At 36.4% G+C, this 25581-nt stretch carries 18 protein-coding genes and 1 pseudogene; 3 read left to right on the forward strand and 16 right to left on the reverse strand.

The window, feature by feature from the left end; translation table 11 throughout:
• Positions 1-19: 19 nt before the first annotated feature.
• The 9 genes and pseudogenes from GW534_RS10460 to GW534_RS10500 all read right to left on the reverse strand — a co-directional run.
• Positions 20-1144 carry a DUF4097 family beta strand repeat-containing protein gene (locus GW534_RS10460; RefSeq protein ID WP_161920962.1) on the reverse strand — a complete coding sequence of 375 codons (1125 nt, stop codon included), beginning with the start codon at positions 1142-1144 and terminating at the stop codon, positions 20-22.
• A 188-nt stretch (positions 1145-1332) separates the two neighbouring features.
• Positions 1333-4212, reverse strand: a complete 2880-nt coding sequence (gene uvrA, locus GW534_RS10465; RefSeq protein ID WP_161920963.1) for an excinuclease ABC subunit UvrA — start codon at positions 4210-4212, stop codon at positions 1333-1335.
• Between the two features lie 5 nt (positions 4213-4217).
• Positions 4218-6200 carry an excinuclease ABC subunit UvrB gene (uvrB, locus tag GW534_RS10470; protein WP_161920978.1) on the reverse strand — a complete coding sequence of 661 codons (1983 nt, stop codon included), beginning with the start codon at positions 6198-6200 and terminating at the stop codon, positions 4218-4220.
• Between the two features lie 197 nt (positions 6201-6397).
• Entirely contained in the window at positions 6398-6667 is a 270-nt protein-coding gene (locus GW534_RS10475; protein WP_312854657.1) for a CsbA family protein, read from the reverse strand.
• A 409-nt stretch (positions 6668-7076) separates the two neighbouring features.
• The gene (locus GW534_RS10480) at positions 7077-10226 is read right to left on the reverse strand and encodes an MMPL family transporter (RefSeq protein WP_161920965.1); all 3150 of its coding nucleotides are present in this window, start codon (positions 10224-10226) and stop codon (positions 7077-7079) included.
• Positions 10227-10328: 102 nt separating this feature from the next.
• The gene (locus tag GW534_RS10485; RefSeq protein WP_161920966.1) at positions 10329-10772 is read right to left on the reverse strand and encodes a MarR family winged helix-turn-helix transcriptional regulator; all 444 of its coding nucleotides are present in this window, start codon (positions 10770-10772) and stop codon (positions 10329-10331) included.
• Positions 10773-11163: 391 nt separating this feature from the next.
• Positions 11164-12969: a M3 family oligoendopeptidase gene (locus GW534_RS10490; RefSeq protein WP_161920967.1), complete on the reverse strand. Its 1806-nt coding sequence runs from the start codon at positions 12967-12969 to the stop codon at positions 11164-11166.
• Positions 12970-13432: 463 nt separating this feature from the next.
• The gene (locus GW534_RS10495; RefSeq protein WP_161920968.1) at positions 13433-14038 is read right to left on the reverse strand and encodes an alpha/beta hydrolase; all 606 of its coding nucleotides are present in this window, start codon (positions 14036-14038) and stop codon (positions 13433-13435) included.
• A gap of 316 nt (positions 14039-14354) precedes the next feature.
• Positions 14355-14838: pseudogene (locus GW534_RS10500) on the reverse strand (N-acetylmuramoyl-L-alanine amidase); the annotation flags it as partial.
• A 129-nt stretch (positions 14839-14967) separates the two neighbouring features.
• Between GW534_RS10500 and GW534_RS10505 the strand changes: the two are divergent.
• Together GW534_RS10505 and GW534_RS10510 are read left to right on the forward strand one after the other, a co-directional pair.
• Positions 14968-15705 (forward strand): YwaF family protein, encoded by a 738-nt coding sequence (locus tag GW534_RS10505; RefSeq protein WP_161920969.1) that lies wholly within the window; start codon positions 14968-14970, stop codon positions 15703-15705.
• Between the two features lie 24 nt (positions 15706-15729).
• Positions 15730-16065 carry a CC/Se motif family (seleno)protein gene (locus GW534_RS10510; protein ID WP_210253476.1) on the forward strand — a complete coding sequence of 112 codons (336 nt, stop codon included), beginning with the start codon at positions 15730-15732 and terminating at the stop codon, positions 16063-16065.
• Positions 16066-16141: 76 nt separating this feature from the next.
• Here GW534_RS10510 and GW534_RS10515 read toward each other — a convergent pair whose 3' ends face one another.
• The 3 genes from GW534_RS10515 to GW534_RS10525 form a co-directional block, all read right to left on the reverse strand.
• The gene (locus GW534_RS10515) at positions 16142-16657 is read right to left on the reverse strand and encodes a type 1 glutamine amidotransferase domain-containing protein (protein ID WP_161920971.1); all 516 of its coding nucleotides are present in this window, start codon (positions 16655-16657) and stop codon (positions 16142-16144) included.
• A 295-nt stretch (positions 16658-16952) separates the two neighbouring features.
• Positions 16953-18143: a PDZ domain-containing protein gene (locus GW534_RS10520; protein ID WP_161920972.1), complete on the reverse strand. Its 1191-nt coding sequence runs from the start codon at positions 18141-18143 to the stop codon at positions 16953-16955.
• Between the two features lie 413 nt (positions 18144-18556).
• Positions 18557-20011: a S41 family peptidase gene (locus GW534_RS10525; protein WP_246204080.1), complete on the reverse strand. Its 1455-nt coding sequence runs from the start codon at positions 20009-20011 to the stop codon at positions 18557-18559.
• Between the two features lie 286 nt (positions 20012-20297).
• Between GW534_RS10525 and GW534_RS10530 the strand changes: the two genes are divergently transcribed.
• Complete coding sequence (locus GW534_RS10530) at positions 20298-21023, forward strand: YebC/PmpR family DNA-binding transcriptional regulator (RefSeq protein WP_161920973.1); 726 nt, start codon at positions 20298-20300, stop codon at positions 21021-21023.
• 64 nt (positions 21024-21087) lie between these two features.
• Here GW534_RS10530 and GW534_RS10535 read toward each other — a convergent pair whose 3' ends face one another.
• From GW534_RS10535 to GW534_RS10550, 4 genes are all read right to left on the reverse strand, one after another.
• Positions 21088-21684 (reverse strand): 5' nucleotidase, NT5C type, encoded by a 597-nt coding sequence (locus tag GW534_RS10535; RefSeq protein ID WP_161920974.1) that lies wholly within the window; start codon positions 21682-21684, stop codon positions 21088-21090.
• 98 nt (positions 21685-21782) lie between these two features.
• Positions 21783-22877 carry a bifunctional diaminohydroxyphosphoribosylaminopyrimidine deaminase/5-amino-6-(5-phosphoribosylamino)uracil reductase RibD gene (gene ribD, locus GW534_RS10540; protein ID WP_161920975.1) on the reverse strand — a complete coding sequence of 365 codons (1095 nt, stop codon included), beginning with the start codon at positions 22875-22877 and terminating at the stop codon, positions 21783-21785.
• Positions 22870-23625 carry a GTP cyclohydrolase II gene (locus GW534_RS10545; RefSeq protein WP_161920976.1) on the reverse strand — a complete coding sequence of 252 codons (756 nt, stop codon included), beginning with the start codon at positions 23623-23625 and terminating at the stop codon, positions 22870-22872. Before GW534_RS10545 ends, ribD begins: the two co-directional genes overlap by 8 nt.
• A gap of 448 nt (positions 23626-24073) precedes the next feature.
• Positions 24074-25363, reverse strand: coding sequence for a murein hydrolase activator EnvC family protein (locus GW534_RS10550; protein WP_161920977.1), 1290 nt, complete (start codon positions 25361-25363; stop codon positions 24074-24076).
• Between the last annotated feature and the right edge of the window lie 218 nt (positions 25364-25581).

The following is a 25581-nucleotide window of genomic DNA, read 5'->3' on the forward strand; positions in this document are numbered from 1 at the left end:
ATATAAAAAGCCGTTATCATTATAACGGCTTTACAAAGACAGAACCTGTTTTTGCATCGGCAAAAATATATGTTTTATTAGTCAACTCTGAAGTCGTATCAAATCGAACCATTTTTTGAATGACTTCTTTTTCTTCTTTAATATTATAAATGTTTTCTAAATCGACAGTCACGTTTCCTAAGTTTGATTTCGCTTCACCACTTACCGCTAAATCACCTTGCACATTGACATAAATGGATCCTGTCGCACTAGATAATTGAACGGATTCTGGTTGAGGTTCACGTACAAATGTAGTAATGGAACCTCCGATTGTTTCTGCTTCAAGTTTTCGATATTGTGCATCTACATTTACTTTTCCGTTTACAGTTTCCACATCAATTTTGTCAAAAACACTTTCTGTTACAGAAATTGCACCATTCGTTGTTTCGATTTTCGCTTTTTCACCTTCTGCATTAGATAAACGAATTTGCCCATTTGTAGATTGGAAACTTAACTTACTCGAACCTAAATTTTTACCTGTAATTGTTCCGTTAAATAATTTCACATACACTTTATTATAATCTTGTTGTGGTACATAAACTCGAATTTCTACTTTATTAATTTTATCGAAGGAAACAAAAGTAAGGGTATCGTCGACAACTTTAAACTCGACATCCTTCATAAAACGTTCTTTTCCTTCATCAAGATTATCTGTACGGAAAACTTTCGCTTCACACTCAACCCGCACATCAGAATGATCCCAAGCCTCTAAATGAACCGAACCATTCGGAATATCTATTTGGATGTTATCAAAATGATTGTCGTTTTGTTGATACACATGGGAAATATTGACGGATTTTGTAAAATCAAGGTCTAATTCTTTCACTTTTTCCATTGCGGTCTCAAAAAAGTCAAACACCCGGTCCTTTAACGACTTTTCCCGCTTAAATTTATAGTCATAATACTCTTTTTCAAACTTTTCTTCCTTCGATGATTCCGCTTCGATTATTGTTAGTTCTTCAGCTTGTTTACTTGCCTCTTCACCCTTTTGGCGTTTTTCCTCAGCTTGAGCAAGCTCTTCTAACAGTTTCTCCGCTTCATCAATTGATAGTAAACCCGATTTCACCATTTCTAGTATCTTTTTCCGTTCTTCTTTCACGTGCATCGATCCCTTCTTATCAAAAATTCATTCATACAAATTAGTGTTTGTAATTTTAATACGAATAACCAATTGTAAAAGTTTCACTATTATTATAAAAATGTTTTCACCATTCTAAATCAGTCTTAAGGTGGATTAATAAAAAAACCGTTCATAAGAGTGTTGCCAAAACTCTTACAAACGTTTTAAATGTATTACTTCGTCGAAACGGTCTGTTCCGCTTTTTCTTGAATCAATTGCTCCATCCGTTTACGATCGCGTTCAAGAATTCGTTTCAAGTAATATCCTGTATACGATTTTTCATTTTTTGCCACTTGTTCTGGGGTACCTTTTGCAACAATTGTACCTCCACCATCGCCGCCTTCAGGACCAAGGTCAATAATATAATCAGCTTGTTTAATTACATCTAAGTTATGTTCAATAACAACAACCGTATCCCCTTGTTCGACTAGTCGTTGTAAAACTTCAAGTAGTCGCGCAATATCGTGGGCATGAAGGCCGGTTGTCGGTTCATCTAAAATATAGAAGTTACGACCAGTTGAACGACGATACAATTCAGAGGCAAGTTTTACCCTTTGCGCTTCTCCACCGGATAAAGTTGTCGCGGATTGACCGAGTTTCATATAACCTAAACCAACATCATAAATCGTTTGAATTTTACGTTGGATTTTCGGGATGTTTTCAAAAAACTCCAGCGCTTCTTCTACAGTCATTTCAAGAATATCGGAAATATTTTTTCCTTTATATTTTACTTCTAATGTTTCACGATTATATCGTTTCCCGTGACAAACATCACATGGTACATACACATCTGGTAAAAAGTGCATTTCAATTTTAATAATACCGTCACCTTTACAAGCTTCACAACGACCGCCTTTCACGTTAAAACTAAAGCGCCCTTTATTGTAGCCACGAATTTTCGCTTCGTTCGTTGAAGCAAACAAGTCACGAATATCATCAAACACACCCGTATATGTTGCTGGGTTAGAACGCGGTGTGCGCCCGATTGGAGATTGGTCAATATCAATAACCCGTTCAACATGCTCAATCCCTTTAATTTCTTTATGTTTACCTGGACGAGCATGGGCACGATTAATTTTCTGAGCTAATGCTTTATATAATATTTCATTAATGAGCGTACTCTTTCCTGAACCAGATACCCCAGTTACAACAGTAAAGGTACCTAGTGGAAACTTCACATTAATATTTTTTAAATTATTTTCCTTCGCACCTTTAATTTCGATAAAATTGCCATTTCCTTTCCGACGCTCTTTCGGTAATGGAATAAATTTTTTCCCAGATAAATATTGACCAGTTAGGGAGTTTTCATTTTTCATCACTTCTTCAGGCGTTCCAGCGGCAACAATTTGTCCACCATGTATACCGGCTCCTGGACCGACATCGACCAAATAATCCGCTTCTAACATCGTATCTTCATCATGCTCAACAACAATGAGGGTATTGCCGATGTCACGCATATGTTTCATCGTTGAAATAAGCTTATCATTGTCACGCTGATGCAAACCGATCGAAGGCTCATCTAATATATACAACACGCCAGTAAGTTGGGAACCAATTTGTGTTGCTAAACGAATACGCTGCGCTTCCCCACCAGATAACGTTCCTGCTTGTCGGCTTAATGTTAAATAATCAAGACCAACATTCACTAAAAAACCTAAACGTTCTTTAATTTCTTTTATAATAAGCCTTGCAATATCTTGTTCCATCTCCGTTAACTCAAGTTTATCAATTTCTTCCAAAGCTTCACGAATTGTTAAGTCAGAAACTTCACCAATATGGCGACCGTTAATTTTAACAGATAACGCTTCTTTCGATAGACGATATCCTTTACACGTTTGGCAATATGTATGGGACATAAATTTTTCCATCGTTTCTTTAATTAAATCAGAACCAGACTCACGATGACGACGAGCAATATTGTTTACAACACCTTCAAATTTAATAAATGTGTCGCGAATCATGCCACGGTCGTTTTCATAATGGAAATGAATTAACTCCCCATTAGATCCGTATAAAATTTTATCCATTTGATCCTTAGGTATGTCTTTTACAGGAATGTCCATATCTATTCCGTAATGCGTACAAACGGATTCTAAAAGTTTCGGATAATAGTTGGATGATGTTCCTTTCCAAGGCACAATTGCCCCTTCACGTAAAGTCAAATTCCAATCAGGAATGACTAAGTCCACATCGACTTCCATTTTCCAACCGATTCCGTCACAATCCGGACAAGCGCCGAACGGACTATTAAAGGAAAACATACGTGGTTCTAATTCGCCAATGGAAAAACCACAAATCGGACAAGAATGTAATTCACTAAATAACAATTCTTCTTTCCCTATCACATCAACTAACACACGACCATGACCAAGTTTTAAAGCTGTTTCTAAAGAATCCGTTAAACGGGTTTCGACTCCATCTTTTACAATAATTCGGTCGACAACAACGTCAATGGAATGCTTTTTATTTTTATCTAGCTCAATCTCGTCGGTGATTTCCATCATTTCTCCGTCAACACGAAGTCGAACAAAACCTTCTTTTTTAATTTGTTCTAGCACTTTTACATGGGCACCTTTTTTACCAGAAACAATCGGTGCTAACACTTGAATTCGCGTACGCTCTGGATATTCCATTATACGGTCTACCATTTGTTGCACCGTTTGTGACGATATTTCTATATTGTGATTCGGACAAATTGGACGACCAATCCGTGCATAAAGAAGACGTAAATAATCATGAATTTCAGTAACCGTACCTACTGTAGAACGTGGGTTACGGCTCGTTGTTTTTTGGTCAATGGAAATAGCCGGGGACAACCCATCAATGGAATCCACATCCGGTTTATCCATTTGCCCAAGGAATTGGCGTGCGTAGGCTGATAACGATTCAACATAGCGCCGTTGACCTTCGGCATAAATTGTATCGAAGGCCAACGACGATTTTCCAGATCCCGATAACCCTGTAATTACTACTAACCTGTCGCGGGGAATGTCTATATCAATATTTTTTAAATTATTTGTCCGTGCACCTTTTATGCTAATTTCACTTCTCATCTAATTCACCCTTCTTCTGCTTTAAGCTCAAACACAATATCCCTTAATTCAGCAGCCCGTTCAAAGTCGAGCGCTTTTGCTGCTTCTTTCATTTCTTCTTCAAGTTTAGCAATAACTTTCTCGCGTTCTTTCTTCGACAACTTGCCATATTTATCCGTAATTGTATATTCTTCTTGTTCTTCAGCAGCAATCGTTGCCTTAATGACATCATGAACCGCCTTTTTAATTGTCTTCGGTGTAATGCCATGTTTCTTATTGTACTCTTCTTGTATTTCCCGACGACGCTTCGTTTCACTAATCGCTTTTTCCATTGAATCTGTGATTTTATCTGCATACATAATGACTTTCCCGTTCGCATTTCTTGCGGCACGGCCGATTGTTTGGATAAGCGAGCGTTCTGAACGTAAAAATCCTTCTTTATCCGCATCTAAAATGGCAACAAGGGAAACTTCAGGGATATCAAGACCTTCACGCAACAAGTTAATTCCAACAATAACATCATACTTACCAAGACGAAGGTCACGAATAATTTCCATCCGCTCCAATGTTTTGATTTCAGAATGCAAGTATTGAACTTTAATACCGGCGTCTTTTAAATAATCCGTTAAATCTTCGGCCATTCGTTTCGTAAGCGTAGTGACTAATATACGCTCATCCTTTTCAATCCGGTCGTGAATTTCGTTCAATAAATCATCAATTTGTCCTTTAATTGGACGAACATCGATAATCGGATCAAGTAATCCTGTTGGACGAATAATTTGCTCAACCATTGTCGGACAATGTTCAATTTCATATGGACCAGGTGTAGCCGATACATATACAATTTGGTTAATCCGCTCCTCAAACTCTTCAAATTTAAGTGGACGGTTGTCCAATGCGGATGGCAATCGGAAACCGTGGTCTACTAACACTTGTTTCCTAGCTTGGTCCCCATTATACATCCCGCGAATTTGTGGTAACGTGACATGGGACTCATCAACGACGATCAAAAAGTCATCTGGAAAATAATCGAGTAACGTATACGGAGTTGCCCCCGCGGGACGTAATGATAAATGACGGGAATAGTTTTCAATCCCCGAGCAAAATCCCATTTCTCGCATCATTTCTAAATCATATTTTGTCCGTTGCTCAAGACGTTGGGCTTCTAATAACTTCCCTTCATCCCGTAATTCTTTTAAACGTTCTTCTAATTCTTGTTCAATATTCGCAATTGCGATTTTCATTTTTTCTTCCCGTGTAACGTAGTGGGAAGCTGGGAAAATTGCAACATGTTCTCGCTCACCTAAAATTTCACCAGTTAACGCATCTACTTCACGAATCCGGTCAATTTCATCACCGAAAAATTCAATTCGTAAGCAATGTTCATCCCGAGAAGCTGGGAAAATTTCCACAACATCGCCACGAACACGGAATGTTCCGCGGTGGAAATCAATATCATTTCGTTCATATTGAATATCGACCATTTTACGTAACAACTGGTTACGATCAATTTCCATTCCAACACGAAGAGATAGCACTAACTCTCGATATTCTTCCGGAGAACCTAAACCGTAAATACAAGACACACTGGCAATTATTATGACATCATTTCTTTCAAACAAAGCCGATGTCGCAGAGTGTCGTAATTTATCAATCTCATCGTTTATACTTGCATCTTTTTCAATGTACGTATCTGTTTGTGGAACATAGGCTTCAGGTTGATAATAATCGTAGTAAGAAACGAAATATTCCACCGCATTATTAGGGAAAAATTCTTTAAACTCACTATACAATTGACCTGCCAACGTTTTATTATGGGCAATCACTAACGTCGGTTTATTCACTTCTTTAATTACGTTGGAAATGGTAAAAGTCTTTCCCGTACCCGTTGCACCAAGCAATGTTTGATGTTTTTTTCCACTATTAATACCTTCAACTAATTGTCGAATCGCTTCCGGCTGATCTCCTTGAGGAGTGTATTCTGAAACTAACTCGAATTTTTTCTCCAATTTTTGCATCCGAATCATCCTCATTTTTCAAATTTTACCGATACAATTTTCGCTGGTTATATTTTAACAAACAATATATAAAAAAACTACTATAATACGAACGAATATTCGTTTTTTCTCAAACGTATATAAAAACGGCAAGTTAAAAATTGCCCCAGGGAGGGTACGCCACTGAAAAAACAAAAAAACGCCTTTCTTCATAAGGCGTCTTCAATTTCTGCATTTTTATTTTTTAAATGATATTTTTCAATCATTTGTTTCGAATACCATAACCCGATTGTCAACGATAAAGCATCAGCAACGACAACAAACAATCCATATGTATAACCTTTATAAGCCGAAGCAATAATTAATGCGGTTGTTAAAAGCAATCCAACGACATAATTATATGTAACTCTAGAGAATAAAATGACTAACAATCCAGGTAATATGAGTGCGGCAAGTATTTTCGTAATCAATCGGCCCACCTCAATTGAATTAATATTATAAATATTTTATCACATTTTATCCACAATTGGATGGATTAATGCCTAAAAAGTTAAAAAGGTTTTCAACAATATGTTAATGTATTAACAGAAAATTATCAGTAAAATGTATAAAATTGTGGATACTACAAAGAAAACGCTTTACTCATCCACATAATACTGTGGATGAGTAGGGTTGGTCTGTGGATAATTGTAGATATTTTAAAAAGTAGTTGCAGAAATTACGCCAATTCTTTATTCAAAATACTGTGAGTTTGTGGATAATGTTATTCACGTTTTGTGGATAATTTGATAATGATGTTCATTAAAAAAGAATGCCTGACCGTATTTTTCCGTAAATACGTATTAGGTGGAAAAATAACGGTACAGACATTCTAAAAAGATAAATAATCTATTCTTTATTTTGTTCCGTAAACGGCCACCAGTTTGCTTTTCCAAAGATTTTTACCATAACAGGTACAAACAATGGTAACATAACAATCGAATACAGAACAAGACCTGTGATTACAACCGTAGCAATTTGTAATAATGATAATACACCGCTTGGCATCATCGCTGCGAATGTACCTCCAAGGATAATGACCGCTGAAATGATGACTGTACCCATTTTACTCATAGCTACAATCATTGCTTTATCAACCGATTCACCACGGTATTCATTAAATCTTCCCATTAAGAAAATACTATAGTCTACACCAAGTGCCATTAAAATAACGAAGGAGAAGAACGGAACAGCCCAGTTTAAACCTTCATATCCTAATAAATTGACGAATATAAACTCCGTAAAGCCCATCGTTGTGAAATACGTTACTGCTAATGACGCGATTAAATAGATTGGCATTACGAGTGATTTAAATAAAACAATGAGCACAATGCCAATTCCGATTAACATTAAAATAACGGTTCGAGAAAAGTCTTGATCGGAAATTGTAGATAAATCATTGTACGTACTCGTTACACCAGCAACTTCCACATGGGCGTTTTCTAATTTCGTATCTTTAACAGCCCGGTCTACTGCTTCCGAGAGTTCATCGATATTCGCAATCGCATCCATCGAATACGGATTTTCATCTAACAATACATCAATAGTTGCAATTTTCTTATCCGGTGATAAGTACGTCTCAAGGACGAGTTCAAACTCTTCCATTTCAAAAATTTCCTCTGGAATGTATATACCAGCTGATTCATCACTTTGCGCAAGTCCTTCTAAAAAACCTTCCGCTTCTGTAAATCCATCGTAAATTTGCGTTAAACCATCAACACCTTGGTCTAGTCCGTCCGTTAATTGACCAAATTGCTCATCAATCGAACTAAATCCTGCTAGTAATTGTTGTTGCCCTTCATTTACTGAACCGAGTCCATCTGTTACGTCTGGGAAATGCCCGATAATTTCATTTTGACCACCTGCAGCTTGTTCGAGACCGGATTGTAATTGATCAAGACCTTCAATTAATTGTTGGAACGCACCCACTAATTGTTCATAGCCCGCATTAGCTGCTGAAAATTGTTCGTTTGCATAATTTAAGCCATCAAGGGCAGCACCTAAACCTGCTGTTAATTGATTATATGAATCTTGTAATGTTGGTAATCCTTCTTTTAAACCATTATAAAATTGTTGGATATAGCCGAAACTTGTCACCGCAATTTGTTGTTGTTCACTAATTGGCTGACCATGTAAGTAACCTTCAACATAAGTAAATGCATCTTGCAGTGCGTCTAGCTGGTCATTTAATGCAGCTAATTCATCTCCAATCGCTTCATAACCTGAATGAATAGTTGATAAGTTCGTTTCTAATTCAACATAACCTTCTGCTAACTGTTGATAACCGGAAAGTAATTTTTCTGCATTTTTCTTAATTTCTTCAACCCCGGCTTTTGCTTCACCGGCACCGATTGATCCTGCTTGAACACCATCTGCGATTTGCTGTAATCCAGATTGTAAATCTGTTATTCCTGATTGTAATTCTGAGGTCCCATCAATTAACGATTGAATTCCATCTGTTGCTTCAGTTAATTGCGGTGCTGATTCGGATATTTTTTTACTTGCTTCATCTAAGCCGTCACGAATTTGTTTAATACCTTCATTTCCTTCATTAATTCCGTCTTTCAACGTTTCTACTTGTTTCGCAACTTGTAAATCTTCTAATTTTTCACCCGTTGGTCTTGTAAGTGAACGAACTTTATCAACGCCATCTACTTTTTCCAACTCTTGGCTAATCGCTTCTATCAACGTTAAATATTCCGTATCGTCCATTTTTTCATCGTTTTTCATGACGATTGTCGTTGGCATCGCTTCTCCAGGACCGAAACTATCTTCAATTATGTTATAACCTTTTACCGTATTGTAACTATCCCCGATTTCATTCATCGAGTCATAGGACAAGTTTCCGTTATATGTGATAATGAATGGGATAGTAATAATCGCAACGATAACAATTGAAAGTACTGGTCTTGCGAAAGAGAAGTTTCCCGCCATATTCCATAGTTTATTAGGTTTATGACCAATTGCTTGATTCGATGGCCAGAATAAATATTTTCCAAGCACAGACATGAAAAATGGAACAATCGTAAACAACGCTAACATAAGTACAGCAATACCAACCGCTACCGCAACGGCCGATTGATATAAGGAAAATTGCGAAAGTCCAATAACCGCAAAACCGATAAATACGGCAATGCCACTATAAAACACCGTTTTTCCTGCATGACGGAATGTCTCAATAATCGCTTCAGTAATCGTTTCTTGTTGTGCTAACTCCTCTTTATAACGATTCATTAATAAGATTGAATAATCCGTACCGATACCGAACAACACCGCTACTAAGAAGATTTGGGTAAAATTCGATAACGGAAAATTGAAGTTATCAACTAAATACGCCACGATTGATTGAGATACTAAATAACTAATTCCAACTGTAAGCAGTGGTACAAAAGGTGTCACAACGGAACGGAAAACAGCAATTAATACGATTAAAATAAAGACAATTGTAATTGCTTCTGTTTTCTTAACCCCTTCTTCAGCAGCAACAACAACATCTTCAGCTATTAATTCTGCTCCCGTATAATAATGTTCGAGATTAATATTGTCGATTGCTGCATAAACATCTTCACTTAATTCCTTCGCTGTCCGGTCTTTCCAGTCAACGGTCAAAGAAACTAAAATTGTTTTTCCATCTTCTGAAACAAGTTGTTCCTCTAGTTCTGATTGATTAAAATGGGTTAATAATTCTGTTATTCCTAACTCATCTTTCTTTTCTTCTAATTGTTTAACCGCTTTTTCTGCTTCTTCAAAATCGGCTGCGGTTAACCCTTTCTCGTTATGAAAAACGAGGGCTAATGATGTCGTATCACCGGTATCTTCTTGCTCGTTTATTTCATTTAGTAGTTGCTGAGCTTTAGAAGAAGAATAGCCGTCCGGAACGGTAATTTGTCCTTTTTCCCGTACGAGGGGCCCCATATCCGGCGCTGTAATAAAAAGGACAACCGTCGCCACTAACCAAGCAATAAGTATGAACCATTTCCCTTTTAAAATTGCTCTCATTTTTTATTTCCTCCATCTTTTCGGATTATTCATCTATTGAATAGTTTAAATGTTGAACTATTATACGTAATACATTGGCTAAATCTAAGATAAAGCCAACGCTTAACGTATTTCTCGAATAATACTCGCGAGTTTTTCATAGGTCTTAATAAAGTTTTCAATTTCTTCACGATCAAATTTTATAATAAATGATTTAACAAGATTGAAGATTTTTTTCTCTGTTTTTTCAAACTGTTTTTTCCCTTCCTCAGTTAATGTGAGGAATATATAACGACGATCTGCTTCATCATAAGTACGCATAATTAAATTTTTATCGACAAGCCGATTAACAATAGCTGTAATTGCACTTTTTTGCACAGAAAAAGCTTCGGCTAATCCCGTTGTCGTCGCTTTTCCATTTTTATAAATATATCGGAGTATGTAGTGCTGATCATTTGTTAAATCTTCACTTATTTCTTCCCGAATTAAATTTTCACTATTTTTCCAAACCTCGTGAGTTAGCTCGATATACTTATCAATTAGTTCATATATCCTGCGTTGTTCCAAGTTGATCCGACCTTTACATAAATTTTATTAGTTCAACAGTTGAACTATATATCATTTAGATGGTAACACATGTTTTTTTAATGTGCAATTACAATAGAATGGAGAAAATTTTTGTAGATTTGTGTATTTTTGTTATAAAAAGCCCTGTCTATTTGATTTAGGTGATGGTTTGTGCGAATTTTAGTAAATAATGTGCGAAAATCATGATGAAGTGTGCGATATTTTAAAATTTCGTGCGAAAGTCATGTGAGATTGTGCGAAAATCCAATTTTTGTGCGATTTCCACGATTTTTGTGCGAATTCACTTTTTGTTTTTATATATGCAAAAGAATTTTTTAATAGATTAATTAAAAAAGGTCTATCTCCATAAGGAAATAGACCAATCAATAAACTACACAATTTCTTCTGTTAAACGAATAAATTCTTCCGCATCTTTAGCTGCCAATTTGATTCCAGCTTCCCAGAAATCTGGCTTAGTCAAATCAACACCTAAATGTTTCATTGCTAAATCTTCTACTTTCATTGAACCCGTGTCACGAAGTAGCGCAATATACTTTTCTTCAAAGCCTTCTGGATTTCTTAAGTATTCCGCATATACACCTAAACTGAACAAGTAGCCGAATGTGTACGGGAAGTTATAAAACGGTACATCATCAATAAAGAAATGCAATTTACTGCACCAGAAATGCGGATGGTATGATGCTAAACTATCACAATATGCCTCTTTTTGTGCATTTACCATTAATTCATTCAAGCGTTCTTCCGTCACAATTCCCTTTAACCGTTCATCATGGAATGCCGTTTCAAATAAGAAGCGAGCATGAATGTTTAAGAACATTGCTGTCGCATTTTCTAATTTTGCATTTAAAAGAGTAATTTTCTCTTCTTTTGATTTTGCATTTGCTACTGTCGCATTACTTATAATCGTTTCAGCAAATGTACTAGCAGTTTCTGCAACGTTCATCGCATAATTCTGATTTAATCGTGGCAAGTCATTCATCACATGGCTGTGGAATGCGTGACCAAGTTCGTGCGCCAATGTACTCGTATCACTGTTTGAACCTGTAAATGTCATAAAAATACGAGACTCTTGGAACTCTGGAAGTTCAGTACAATAGCCACCAGGACGTTTGTTTGGACGATCTTCCGCTTCTACCCAACGTTTTTCTAAAGCATGTTTTGCAAATTCTGCTAGTTTCGGTCCAAAGGTTGCGAAGTTATCAATTATAAAATCACATGCTTCGTCATATGTAAATTTCGTTGGTTTTACATCGCCAACAGCAACTGGAGCATCGACATCTTGCCAGCCTAATTTTTCTATTCCTAACACTTTTGCTTTTTGATTTAAAAAGTCAACAAATGGTTGTTTATTGTTTGATACCGCAGTCCACATTGCATCCAATGTTTCTTTTGTCATGCGGTTATACTCAAGTGGTTCTTCAAGATAATGCTTACGGTTATGTAATTTTTGCAATGTCAGTCTGTAGCCAATTAAGTGGTTAATATTGTCTGCAAAGATTGGTGCATACTTCGTCCAAGCAGCTTCCCAATTTTCAAATAATTGTTTGCGGACTTCTGGGTCTGGATCAGCATACATACGGTTCATCGCTTGACCGACGGATAACTCGGTTGTTTTTCCATCTTTATCGGTAAACGGAATCGTCATAATGGATACAATTGTATCGTAAAGTCGGCTCCATGCGGTTAACCCATCTTTATCAAGTTCAGCGATAATTTTTTCCTCCGCTTCTGAAAGTAGACGTTTCCCTTCATCACGAATTTCGTTTAGAGCAAAAGCGACTTCTTTTAGTTCCGCATCTTCTAAAAGTGCATTCCAGTCTGCATCACTAATCGCAACTAATTTTTTGTTGAACGTCGTTGAAAGTTTTTGAAGTTCTGTTTCCAGTTCCATCACTTGTCCACGGACAACATTCGCGTATTGGTCATCCATGTACGCATCTTGATACATATTGATGAAAGTAGCCGCTTGATACAAACCTTTTTCAATTGTTTCCCGTTTCGCCAAAATCGCTTTTAACGGTTCAGCAGCTTTGTTTTCGGAAAAATTCCAATCTGCAACAAGTTGTTTCAGTTCTTCAATTTGTGCTTCTACTTGTTTTAATTTTTCCTGTAATTGTGGGGATTTCGTACCGCCAGGAAAAATCGCATCTAAATCCCATGTGTCTACATATTTCATTGTCAACTCTCCTTTCGTATAATCTTATTTTACTGGTTTTGTGGACGGTATGCCATTATCCTTTACTTTTTTGAGGAGGAAATTGCTTTTTCATTTCTACTTTTCTATTTTTTGTCTGTAGCGAACTAGATTTTTTCGACTTTTTAAAATATGAAAATTTCTATGAGCGATTTATATATTTTTTAGAGCGATTTTGTAAAATTTAGGAGCGATTTGTCCTATTCTATGAGCGAATTTTGAAACCTATGAGCGAAACGGCTTTCTATGAGCGATTAACGCCACTCTATGAGCGACTTGCACAAGGCTAGGAGCGATATGAAATGCAAATAATCAATTTTCCTGTTCTATGAGCCATTTCTGTTTGTCTACGAGCGACTCTAACGGACCTATGAGCGATTGATTCGCAGGCAAGTTTCATCACAAAATAAAAAAGCTACCCTATTTAGAGTAGCTCCTAACAATTTTAATAATTTTTTTCGTACCATTTTTTCGCAGCTTCTAATTCTGTATAGGTTAACATATGACCATGGTTTTCCCAATGGATATCAACCGTTGCACCTGCACCTTCAAGTAAGTCTTTTAGTTCTACCGATTCTTCTTGTGGACAAATTGGATCGTTCACTCCTGCGGTAATTAAAACATTTTTTCCTGTTAAATCAGGTAATTCAATATCTCTTCGCGGTACCATTGGATGATGAAGGATCGCACCTTTTAACGCATCTTTGTAATGGAATAATAAACTTCCAGCTATATTTGCACCGTTTGAATAACCAACCGCTAAAATATTGTTACGATCAAATTCATATTTTTCAGCTGCTTCATCTAAAAATTCATTTAATTCCTTCGTACGCTTAATTAAATCGTCTATGTCAAAAACACCTTCTGCTAAACGACGGAAAAATCGGGGCATACCGTTTTCTAACACATTCCCACGCACACTTAACACATTCGCATCCGGATCAATTCGTTCAACTAAAGGTAATAAATCACGCTCATTGCCACCTGTTCCGTGTAAAAGTAATAATGTTGGCTTACTTGCATCTATTCCTTTATTAAAAATATGAATCATTTTGCTTTCCCCTTTCATGTTTAAAAGCTGGCCAAAATGAATTTAACCATACTATACTTTTTTACAATTGTTTGCCTTTTATCATTCGAAGTTGATTATCTTTAATTCGAGATAATTATACAGTTAATCACAACAAGTGTCAAATTGTGCATTATTTAACGTATTTTATTTGGCAAACACAATTGTGAATAAAAAATCACCTCAGCACATTTAGCTAGATGTGATTTTTTTGTTTGCATACAAATCCTTTTAGTAAATTTTTTCAAAAAAGGATCTCAATCCGTCAAGTTAGACGTTTTGGACATCCTTTCAATCCTTATTTTACTCGTAAAACTTGTCTAACATAAATGGGGTAGTTATCATCTAAGTTGTTCCACTCTTTAATTTGTTGAATAGTACTACCATATTTCTTGCTCAAGAAATATACCGTATCCCTAGCAACAACGGTATGGTATACTGGACCGGATTTTCTTTGCAGGTTAAAGCATTTAACAAGTCCGTTGACATGCCCCCTCGCAACATTCGTAATCCATGTTGAACTTTTCATTAAATTTGCAATCTGAGGGGTTGTCAATGAAGACATTCTCTGTGAGAATTGCAGGCATGCGACTTTCACGTAACACATGGAAGTTTTCTTGTTTTTTCCCCGGGTCTCTTAATTGATTTAACTTTAATACTTCTGCATGAATATGGTTTTGATAAGTTGTTGTTGGCGCACCCACACCTGGATAAATAAAACTTTCAAAACCAGTACCGCCACCTGCATTAATATGAATTGATAGATAATAGTCAGCACCCCAAGCGCTTGTGATTTTATTTTATGCGAACACCTGTTCTATTGTCAATAAGAAAATAATATTTTTTTAAACTTCAAAAAATAATCTTTATTTATTCAAAAGTTACGTAAAATGAATATGGAGGAGATAACAATGGACTGGTTCGGTATTAATACTTTAAATTATCCATTCGCCATGTTTTCCTTGTCACACATCATCATTATTTTTGTTTGTTTATTAGGATGTATAGCAATATACGTATTTCGTGAGCGCATGTGCAAAATGCGTTCGATGGAGATTATTGTTGCTTGGTCACTCATCGTTTTCGAATTAATTTTTCATCTTTGGCAAATGCATAACAGTATTTGGTTTGTCTATCAATCATTACCTTTAGAACTATGTAGTATTGGACTTATATTATGTATCGTATTACTTTTAACTGGCAGGAGATTGATTTATGAACTCTTGCTGTTTATCGCTTTGCTCGGTGCAACGCAAGCTATTTTAACGCCAGTCCTTGACTTAGGATTTCCCCATTTCCGGTTTTTACACTTTTTCTATACCCATTTCGCCATGATTTGGACGGTTCTATATTTTACATGGGTAAAAAATTATCGCCCAACACTTCGTTCGGTGGGTAAAATATTTATATTCTTAAATCTTTTATTACCTGTGATTTTACTTACAAATCATTTTACCGGTGGGAATTACATGTATTTAAGCAGAAAACCTGAAACAGCAAGCTTACTAGACTTTTTAGGGCCTCATCCGTATTACATTTTTTCGTTAGAAGCATTATTAATTGGTCTAAGTCTTATTGTGTGGCTCATTTTCCGAGAGAAGTCAAAAGAAGGGAGTAAAACCCAAACCATAAAAAAGCGCTTCTTATGATATAATGAAACTATGGAACGAACTATGAAACGGATTTTTCGCGTAACGGATGGGGGAATGGACGTGAGTTTTAAAATAAATCTAGATCAAGATGTAAAAAATTGGTTAGAGAAAAAAAGAAAAGATGTCCTAACTATTTCTCGAATGGACATTACGGGATGTTGTGTTGCCCATGAAGATATTGATGTTAATTACCGTGCACCTAAGTTTGGAAACTATGAAAAAATTGATTACGATGGACTCGAAATATACGTACAAAAAAATTTAAACTTTAAAGACAACCGTGTGGATATTTCCCTTACTGGTTTCGGTCCGTTTAAACATATATTTGTCGATGGATTAAGAAGATTTTCATCGTAACATAATGGTTAACTCCGCAAATTAAATAATTCAAACAAAAAGGGACTGGTTAAACAGTCCCTCATTACATCTCATTTTATTTGTTTAGTAAAGCTAATGATTCACGGTTAAATGCAGGAAGATCTGCTGGTGTACGGCTTGTTACTAATTGCTCATCACACACAACAACTTCTTCGTCAACAAAGTTTGCCTTCGCGTATTCAAGGTCAACTTTAATGGATTTATAACCTGTAACTTTACGTCCTTCTAATGCTTTAGCAGTAATTAGTAATTGTGGACCGTGGCAAATTGCAAATACAGGCTTTTTGTCATCCATAAATGCTTTTGCAAACTCTACAAATCGGTCATCATCCCGTAATAAGTCTGGAGAAAAGCCACCAGGGATTAATAAAGCATCAAAGTCTTCAGGTTTAACATCATCAATTGCAGCATCGACAGTAACTTTTTCGCCGCGCTTACCTTCTAATGTTTTCCCTTTTTCTTTTTCGATGACAATTACTTCATGGCCAGCTTCTTTAAACGCTTCTGCTGGAGAAGTAAACTCAGAGTCCTCAAAAAGATTTGTCATAACTACTGCTACTTTTTTTCCCATTTTTCTCACCTCGAATAATATTTCAGTATAATATGTGACTCCTCTCTATCAAATGAGATGACCCACAAATATAGTGTAGCTCGTGAATTTCGCATTTTCAAATAATACGGACAATGAATTTTCAGTATATTAATAAAACCCATAGCGACTCTAACCTGATTACTGGATTATTCATTGTGTTTGATAAGTTTACAGTTTTTCAAAACTATACTAGAAAAGGTTTGTCCAAAATCGTAACTGATTCTTTTTGAACAAACCTTTAATATGTGTTTATTAAATTGGATCGGCAAAATTTTTAACCTATATCCTTTTTCTCCCATTGACTGTCGATTTCAAATGTGATAACGCCTAGTTCATGGTGTTCACCTTCATACAGGGCACGATTGACGAGGCGATTTTCACCTTGATCATCAATCACTTCTAATTTACAAAAAGCACGATTCAACTGAACAGCTTCGTAAAACTGTTGCGTAGATTGCACATGTACACCATTTACGGTGCGAATGACATCACCAATTTGTAACTCCATTTTATCAGCCGGTGAGCCTGGAATAATATCAAGTACGACAATTCCCTCATTACTTCTTGAAAAATAAAAGATTTGTGCATCATCTTTTACATATGAAAGGATAGAAATTAAAAGCCGGCCAACCATGGCGATTCCGACAGCACAAATGGAAGCGAGTGGGTACCAAAAACCTACCGCACTAATGATAGAAACAAAAGCCCCTAATAGAATGACATTTCTTCCAATAACCTGTATCCCCTGTTTTGGATGTCTGCTGCGAATTTTTGCATCAAAACCTAACCAGAACGGAACAAATAAAAAGGTAAACCCTCCGCTTGAAGTTGGAAAGATTGGCCAAAAATCAAAGGGAATTGTTAATGCATCAGCCGGAATTAAAACGAGCATCGGAACAAGCCATAAACGTTTTGTTTCATGAATGCCAACGGTTAGTCCCCTTTTACTACGGATTAATTTTGGCGATGTATGTTCGGAAGCATTTTTAAAAACTAGAATACCTTCAATCATTAAAAGTAAGCCTGTCAGTAAAGCTGCTCCTGGAATAATTGCCGTTTCTACTTGATCAAATATGCCTTGTAAGTATGGCATTTCAAAACTACTATATTCGATTGCCATCATGATAAAGAAAGTACTACCTAATGTGTAGGCTGCTGATAGTGCACTTGGTCTTAAAAAGATTGATAGAATAACAGTAACTACAGTTAACGTTATGATGTAAGCAAGCGGAACTGTTAAACCGATGAGTAAAGTAACCAGTGAAAAAATGAATCCTAGTAATACCCCTTTTTTCAAATACGTACGAAATTCAAACAAACCATCTTGAACACGAATCGTAAAGTTTTTCCGCTCCCGCTTCACCCGAATATAGCCTAAGTACACAGCAAACAATATACCGAGATATGGTAGCGGGTTTAGAAAAAACTTTCCAATCCCTATTCCGAGTTCAATAATCCACTCCATACGAGCACCTCCTTTTTTCTATGAATCTTTATATAAACTTTGAAAGATGATAGATTTAGAGTTTTTCTTCTATTTTAACAAAATTAACATAAAATTCCTATTTATATTGTGCCAAGTTTCGATTATATCGTTAACAACGTTGTTTTTGTGAGAATTTTTAACTTCGCTAGCGAAATTCAGGGGGTCACTAATGATATATTAGTTTTCACTAATGATATTTTGAATTTCACTAATGATATTTTGAATTTCACTAATGATATTTTCGCTTTCATTAACGATATTTCAACTTTCACTGGCGATATCCTGCTCCCATAACAAAAAAAGAGACCGATCTAGTGTTTCTAAATGAAACACCGGACCCGTCCCCCTGTATCAATTCCCCTGTATCAATTCCCCTGTATCAATTCCCTGTATCAATTGTATTCGAAATATTTTAATGCCATTTGTAGTTGCCGGTCGTTCTTCACATTCTCTTGTTTTTCACGAATTTTTTCTTCCATTGCATTTGCTGTTTTTTCATCAATCCGTCCTGTTACTGGTAAATCATTTTCTTCTTGGAAAAGCCGAACCGCAGCTTCTGTTGTTTCATTAAAATAGCCGTCCACTCGCCCAGGTTCCAAACCTAAATTTTTTAAAATTAATTGTGCATATTTCACTTGTTCGTTATTCATGTCCACATGTAAAGGTTCATCAACTTGCAGTGGATGTAACTCATATAAATCCGCTTGTTCAACTGGAACATCCGGTTCAATTCCCTTTTGGTGAATCCAGTTTCCATCTGGTGTTAACCATTTATACATCGTTAACTTAATATTACTTTTATCTTCTAATTCAATTTGCTGTTGCACAGTTCCTTTTCCAAAAGTCCGCTCACCGATGATTGGATACCCTTCCGCCTCTTTTAATGCGGCGGCTAATATTTCTGATGCTGATGCACTGCCTCGATCCGTCAATACTGCAACAGGATACGATTTCTTCTCCTTTGATTTAGAAAAAATTTTCTCCCGACCTTTATCCCGATTTTCAATTTGTAAAATTGGCTTTTCATCTGACACAAATTCACTCGCAATCTCTTCTACACTTGTTAACAAGCCTCCCGGATTTCCCCGGACATCAATGATTAACCCATCAATCTCCTGTTTCTCTAACTCCGCCAATTGTTCTTTAAAATCTTTACTCGTATCTCGGGAAAATGAGGTGATTTCAATATAACCAATTTTTTTATTATCATTTTCAAATACCTTTGAAAAGACGGTTTCAATTGGAATTGTGTCCCGAACGACTTCAATCGTTAATGGCTCTTTCACACCTTCTCTAACAATCCCTAATTGAACTTTTGTCCCTTTTTCACCACGAATTTTTAACGTTACTTCATATACATCTAGTCCTGTTACATCTTCCCCATCCACACTAACAATTTCATCATACGGTTTCAAACCAGACTTTTCTGCAGGAGAGTTTTTAAACGGAGCAACAATAATAATTTTTCCATCCATTTCCGTTACTTCGGCACCAATTCCCTCAAAAGAAGAATCTAAAGTATTTTTAAATTGCTCGGCTTTTTCCTGATTCATATACACCGAATACGGATCTTCAAGTGATGCGAGCATACCTTCAACGGCACCTTCAATTAACTTTTTCGGCTCGACATCTTCCACATAAGACTCCTTAATTAACTCATAGGCCTTTTGTATTTTAGCCAAATCCAATTCCTCAGCAGTAGGTGAAGGGTGAAAAATCGCTCCCTCTCGATTCCTTTGTTCTTGCTTTTTATCATCATTCGCAGTTAATTGAATGCCAAAATACGTTCCGAATGATGTGATAAGCATTGTACAAATAAGCAAAATGACAACTTGGGATTTCCGCAAACTTGTCCCCCCTCTAAAATGGCTTGTCCATTAATATTTGAATGAAAAACGCACGATCTTCCTTGTTAAAACAATTCTAAAAAAACTATATGATTGGAAAGGACAAGTTATGCTAAAAACGAAATTTCTCGAGAATTTTTCAAGGGAATGTCTCGTGTGTATATAAAAATTTTCGCACGGGACTAATTTTGTTGTATAATATTTAGGTGAACTGTAAATATCCATAGACTTCGGTGCTGTGTTCGAACAGCATCTAATTAAAATAATTTTGAAAGGAATGTTTCTCATGGGTCGTAAATGGAATAACATCAAGTACAAAAAAGCTGAAAAAGATAAAAATACGAGCCGCATTTATGCAAAGTTTGGCGTTGAGATTTATGTTGCGGCGAAAAAAGGTGACCCTGATCCAGAGACAAACCAAGAATTAAAATTTGTTATTGAACGTGCTAAAACATATAATGTGCCAAAACATATTATTGAACGTGCGATAGATAAAGCTAAAGGTGGAGCTGATGAACAATATGATGAGCTTCGTTACGAAGGATTCGGTCCAAACGGTTCAATGGTAATCGTTGATGCGTTAACAAACAACGTAAACCGTACTGCGTCTGAAGTTCGCGCTGCTTTCGGTAAAAACGGTGGAAATCTTGGTGTCAGTGGTTCAGTTTCATATATGTTTGATTCTACTGCAGTGTTTGTTTTCGAAGGAAAAACTCCGGATGATGTTCTTGAAATATTAATGGAGGCAGACATTGACGTTCGCGATATTTTTGAAGAAGACGAGGCTGTTGTTGTGTATGCCGAACCGGATCAATTCCATATCGTGCAAGAAACATTAAAAGCTGCCGGTGTTGAAGAATTTAACGTTGCCGAATTAACGATGCTTCCACAATCTGAAGTTAAATTAGATGGAGAAGCACTAGAAAAATTTGAAAAATTAATCGATGTTTTAGAAGATCTTGATGATGTACAACGAGTTTATCATAACGTTGACTTAGATGACGAAGAATAATTAAATTATTAACACGAAAAAGGGCTCGACACTGGTTACGATGTGTCGGCCCTTTTTTTATCGTTTAAGATTTCGTTTGTTTTTCAGAAAGATATAACTTTCCATCTTCCCCGAGATAAAAATCATGCCAGCTTTCAAAACGTGGTAAATTGATCGCCCGATTATACGTCTGGTCCTTAATAAAAACTTGTACTGATTCTTCTAATAATGTTTTTAAAACGTATGGACTATCATCAAAATAATAATCTAACTTCAATTTTTTAATAAAGTTAATTTTTTCTTCATCTTTCATGCCCCAAAAGAAATGATCATCTTCTACAGGAAATCCTTTATCCCTTAACCATTGTTTCGTCCGGTCACCGTGACGTTTGGATCTTGCTGTAATATAAAAGATTTTGTGACCTTTTTCAACGAGCCTTTGTAAAAATTCCAACGCACCGGGAAATGGTTGAACATCGGAAAAATAAATCTCCTCTTCCGTACTCCGCCACATTTGGCCACCTTCATCATCATTCATGCCAAAAGGTTCATGAATCTCAAGCCTTTCAATCTTATAAAGTTCTTCGATTGGTACTTGTTTGTTCAATTTTTTATTATAAATATGAAAAGCCTGTTCCCGTACATTTATTAACGTATCATCAATATCAAAGCCGAATCTCATTGAATCCCTCTTTTATATCATTTTAAATCTAATTATAGTATGTTTATATGTACATTTGAAATTTTTAGTACTTATTGCGTTGGACAGGTGTGCATTATTTATGACTTATAAACCGGATACCCTGTAAACTTCCAATCCACTCCAACTTGTTCGAAGGAGCAATCGACTAAATCAACGGCTTCACTCATTGCTGTAAGCCCACTACCTTCAAGAAACGTTGGCGCATCTTTTCCACCAATTAACTTCGGGGCCACATATAAAACGACTTTATCAATTAATTGTTTTTCAAAAAATGACGCGTTTACTGTGCCACCTGCTTCAATAAATAATGAAGTAATCCCTTGTTCACCGAGGATCGTCAACACTTCCTCAGGGGCAACAAAATCTATGCTACTCGTCTTGAATACTTTCACACCTGCCCCAATTAACTGATCAACTTTTTTCTCATCAACATCTCGACCGGTAAAAATCCATGTCGGTGCTTTCCCATCTACAACGACTTTTGCATCTAACGGAATACGTAATCTTGTATCCATAATAATTCTTATCGGATTTCGTCCTCCTGGAATACGTGCCGTTAATTCGGAATCATCTTTAATTATCGTATTTACACCGACTAAAATCGCTTCATTCTCACTCCGTAAGTGATGAACATCCGTCCGGGCGTCACTTGATGTAATCCACTGGCTATGACCAGTATGTGCGGCAATTTTACCATCTAAAGTTGTGGCTGCTTTTAATGTGACAAACGGTTTTTTCGTCACAATATATTTATTAAAAACTTCATTCATTTTCCGGGATTCCGCTTCCCGAACGCCGACAATCACTTCAATCCCCGCATCTTCTAAAATTTTCACTCCACGTCCTGCCACAACTGGATTCGGATCAAGGTTCGCAATAACGACTCGCGATACCCCTGCTTCAACTAATGCTACGGCACAAGGACCGGTTCTGCCATGATGGGAACAAGGCTCTAGTGTAACATAAGCCGTCGCTCCCTTTGCTTTATCCCCTGCCATGCGAAGTGCATGAATTTCTGCATGGGGACCGCCAGCTTTCATATGTGCACCAATACCGACAATTTCATCATCACGTACAATTACAGAGCCAACTAACGGGTTCGGTGAAGTTTGCCCCTTCATAGCCGATGCATTTTTTAACGCTAAATCCATGTAAAACTCATGATTAGTCATTGTTACATTCCCCTTCACGATCTCGTAAATGGCCAGCTCGAGCTACCTTCGTTTCTAAATATTTTTTATTATACTCGGAAATATCACCCCAAAGTGGCACTCTCCCTTTAAGGGGCATACCTGCATCTCGTAACGCATCTAGCTTACGTGGATTATTCGTAATTAATGTTACCGGGTTTGAACGTAATGCTTTTAACACCCGAATTGCATCATCATAATTTCGAACATCATCTTCAAAACCGAGTGATAAGTTTGCCTCCACTGTGTCATATCCATTTTCTTGTAAAATATAGGCCATCGCTTTACTGAATAAGCCAATGCCTCGACCTTCATGGTTCGCTAAGTAAAAGATCGCGCCACTTCCATGCTCAACAACCATTTTCATTGATTGTTTTAATTGGAAACCACAATCACAACGTTTACTACCAAAAATATCACCGGTATGGCAGATGGAATGCATACGAATAAGTGCATCGTCACTATATTCAAAGTCGCCGTATACAAGGACACTTGATTGTTGTAGTTCTGCTAGATTGATGGAGGACAACTTTTCAATAATTTTTTCCGTGCCCTCAACTTCTTTACAACTAAGCCAACAATACCATTTAAAAGTTACCGTCTCTCCATCCAAATTGACCGGTAATTTAATTGGTCCAACTAAATAAATCGCTTTTTCCCCTGTACTTATAACTTGTATTTTATTTTCTAATAAAGAAATTACTTTTTCATCAAAATTTGTTACTGTCATCTTTCATCCCTCATTTGCCAAAATAGTATATGATCTACACTATATGCTTCCGAACTATTTCACTCTAATTGAAAATAGTTCAAATTTTAATTATAAATATTCATTAGTAAAAAGTCTTGTGATATGAATAACGTTTTCGACTAAATTACTATTATTTATTGTTAGTTTGTTCAATATGTAATTCCTTACTTTATATATAAACTGCCAAATTTTGTTGGAGTTGAAGGGTGTAGTTCTCCAAAAAAAGTGCAAAAAATATCTTTTAAATTGGGAGCTTAAAATTGCAGTTGCTGATTTTTTTAAAACAGTTATTATTAAAAGCTTAATAAACATTGTGTTCATTCAACCTTTGAAAACACTTTTCTTGAACTACTTAACAAAATCAACATTTATAAAACAAAAAAGACTACCATCAGCAAACTTGCCAACGATAGCCCTAATACACTAATTAAAATCCGATATATTTTCTTGGATCAACAGCATTTGACTTCGAACCGTTCCATAAGCCTTCATGAATTTCAAAATGAAGATGAACACCTGTTGAAGCACCTGTTGTTCCTTTTCCACCGATATATTGACCTTTTGATACAACTTGTCCCTCGCTTACTGCACTTGAAGTTAGATGGGCATAAACTGTTTCAAGTTGCTTTCCGTCAATATAATGAACAATGAACACTACATTGCCGTACGAACTTGAATAATAGGATCTACTTACAACACCATCAGCTACGGCATAAATAGGATCGCCGGAACCTCCACCAATATCAATTCCAGTATGTAATTTTCTCTTTCCAGAAATTGGATGATATCGATATCCAAATTCTGATGTCACTGGTCCAGATGTCGGACGAACAAATTTACCATTGGTTACAGGAGCTGAGTAGTTTGATTTGGAAGATGAAGATTTTGTCGAAGCAGCTGCTTTTCTTGCTGCTTCTTCCCGTGCCTTACGCTCTTCTTCTTCTTTTTTCTTCGCTACTTCAATCGCTTTTTGTAATGCAGCCTCTTGATTTGCATAAATTTGTTGTTCTTCTTCTAAACTAAAGACTAACTCTTCATGTTCATGAACTTCTTCTTCTAATTGTGCATATAGTTTATCTTTTTCATCTTTTTTCTCTTCTAATTCAGCTCTTGCTGCTTCTAAACTTTTTTTAAGCGCAATAACAGCTTCCCGTTCTTCTTCAACTTTTGTTTTATTTTCAGCTAAAAGACGATGATCCGCTTTATGCTCTTCAATAATATTTTTATCCGCGTCCATAATAGTGGACACAGCTGTAATACGACCAATTAAGTCAGTGAAACTTTGTGAACCGAGCAACACATCAAGGTAAGTGACGTTCCCTCCACTTTGTTGAATCGCCCGTATTCGGTCTTTTAAAAGTTCATCACGCTTGGCAATCCGTTCTTCGATCGTCGCAATTTCAATTTTTAACTGTTCAATCTCGTCATTTTTCTCTTGAATTTGTTGATCTGTATCTCTAATTTTTTGGGCAGTTTCATTTATTTCTGTATCAATTTGCTGAATTTCAGCCTTAACAGCCGCTTGTTTGTTCTCTAGTTCATCTAGCTTTTCTTCAACTTTAGCTTTCTCGGAGCCTAATTCTGATTTTTTCCGTTGAACTTCTTGTTTTTGCTTTTCTAAATCTTTAACTGAATCTGCATAAGCAACCGATTGAGTAAACAACGTACTAAACAACAAAATAAAAGCTCCGATAAGGGAAAAATATTTTCGTTCCAACAGCCTGCCTCCTCTTCCCTTATATATGAGAGATTAATAGATTTTTTATGTATCTTCATGTAAAGGGGCTGTCCAAAAAGTCAATTTTTTAGACATTATTGATGGAATTATTCGGTACTTTGGCGGACGCGCATCCAGTGGCACGGCCTCAGTCTCCTCAACGCACAAGCGCGTTTGCGCAGGTCTATAGGCTCGTGTGCCTGACGCTTCGCTTTCGT

The sequence above is a fragment of the Pallidibacillus pasinlerensis genome, assembly GCF_009996845.1.
GTDB classification, from domain to species: domain Bacteria; phylum Bacillota; class Bacilli; order Bacillales; family Caldibacillaceae; genus Pallidibacillus; species Pallidibacillus pasinlerensis.

Coding starts and splice junctions, on each gene's coding strand:
- GW534_RS10505 (WP_161920969.1), top strand. CDS start 14,968: ATGGACTGGTTCGGTATTAATACTTTAAATTATCCATTCGCCATGTTT.
- GW534_RS10480 (WP_161920965.1), bottom strand. CDS start 10,226: ATGAGAGCAATTTTAAAAGGGAAATGGTTCATACTTATTGCTTGGTTA.
- GW534_RS10530 (WP_161920973.1), top strand. CDS start 20,298: ATGGGTCGTAAATGGAATAACATCAAGTACAAAAAAGCTGAAAAAGAT.
- uvrA (WP_161920963.1), bottom strand. CDS start 4,212: ATGAGAAGTGAAATTAGCATAAAAGGTGCACGGACAAATAATTTAAAA.
- GW534_RS10510 (WP_210253476.1), top strand. CDS start 15,730: ATGAAACGGATTTTTCGCGTAACGGATGGGGGAATGGACGTGAGTTTT.
- GW534_RS10520 (WP_161920972.1), bottom strand. CDS start 18,143: ATGGAGTGGATTATTGAACTCGGAATAGGGATTGGAAAGTTTTTTCTA.
- ribD (WP_161920975.1), bottom strand. CDS start 22,877: ATGACTAATCATGAGTTTTACATGGATTTAGCGTTAAAAAATGCATCG.
- GW534_RS10545 (WP_161920976.1), bottom strand. CDS start 23,625: ATGACAGTAACAAATTTTGATGAAAAAGTAATTTCTTTATTAGAAAAT.
- GW534_RS10535 (WP_161920974.1), bottom strand. CDS start 21,684: ATGAGATTCGGCTTTGATATTGATGATACGTTAATAAATGTACGGGAA.
- GW534_RS10495 (WP_161920968.1), bottom strand. CDS start 14,038: ATGATTCATATTTTTAATAAAGGAATAGATGCAAGTAAGCCAACATTA.
- GW534_RS10515 (WP_161920971.1), bottom strand. CDS start 16,657: ATGGGAAAAAAAGTAGCAGTAGTTATGACAAATCTTTTTGAGGACTCT.
- GW534_RS10460 (WP_161920962.1), bottom strand. CDS start 1,144: ATGCACGTGAAAGAAGAACGGAAAAAGATACTAGAAATGGTGAAATCG.
- GW534_RS10490 (WP_161920967.1), bottom strand. CDS start 12,969: ATGAAATATGTAGACACATGGGATTTAGATGCGATTTTTCCTGGCGGT.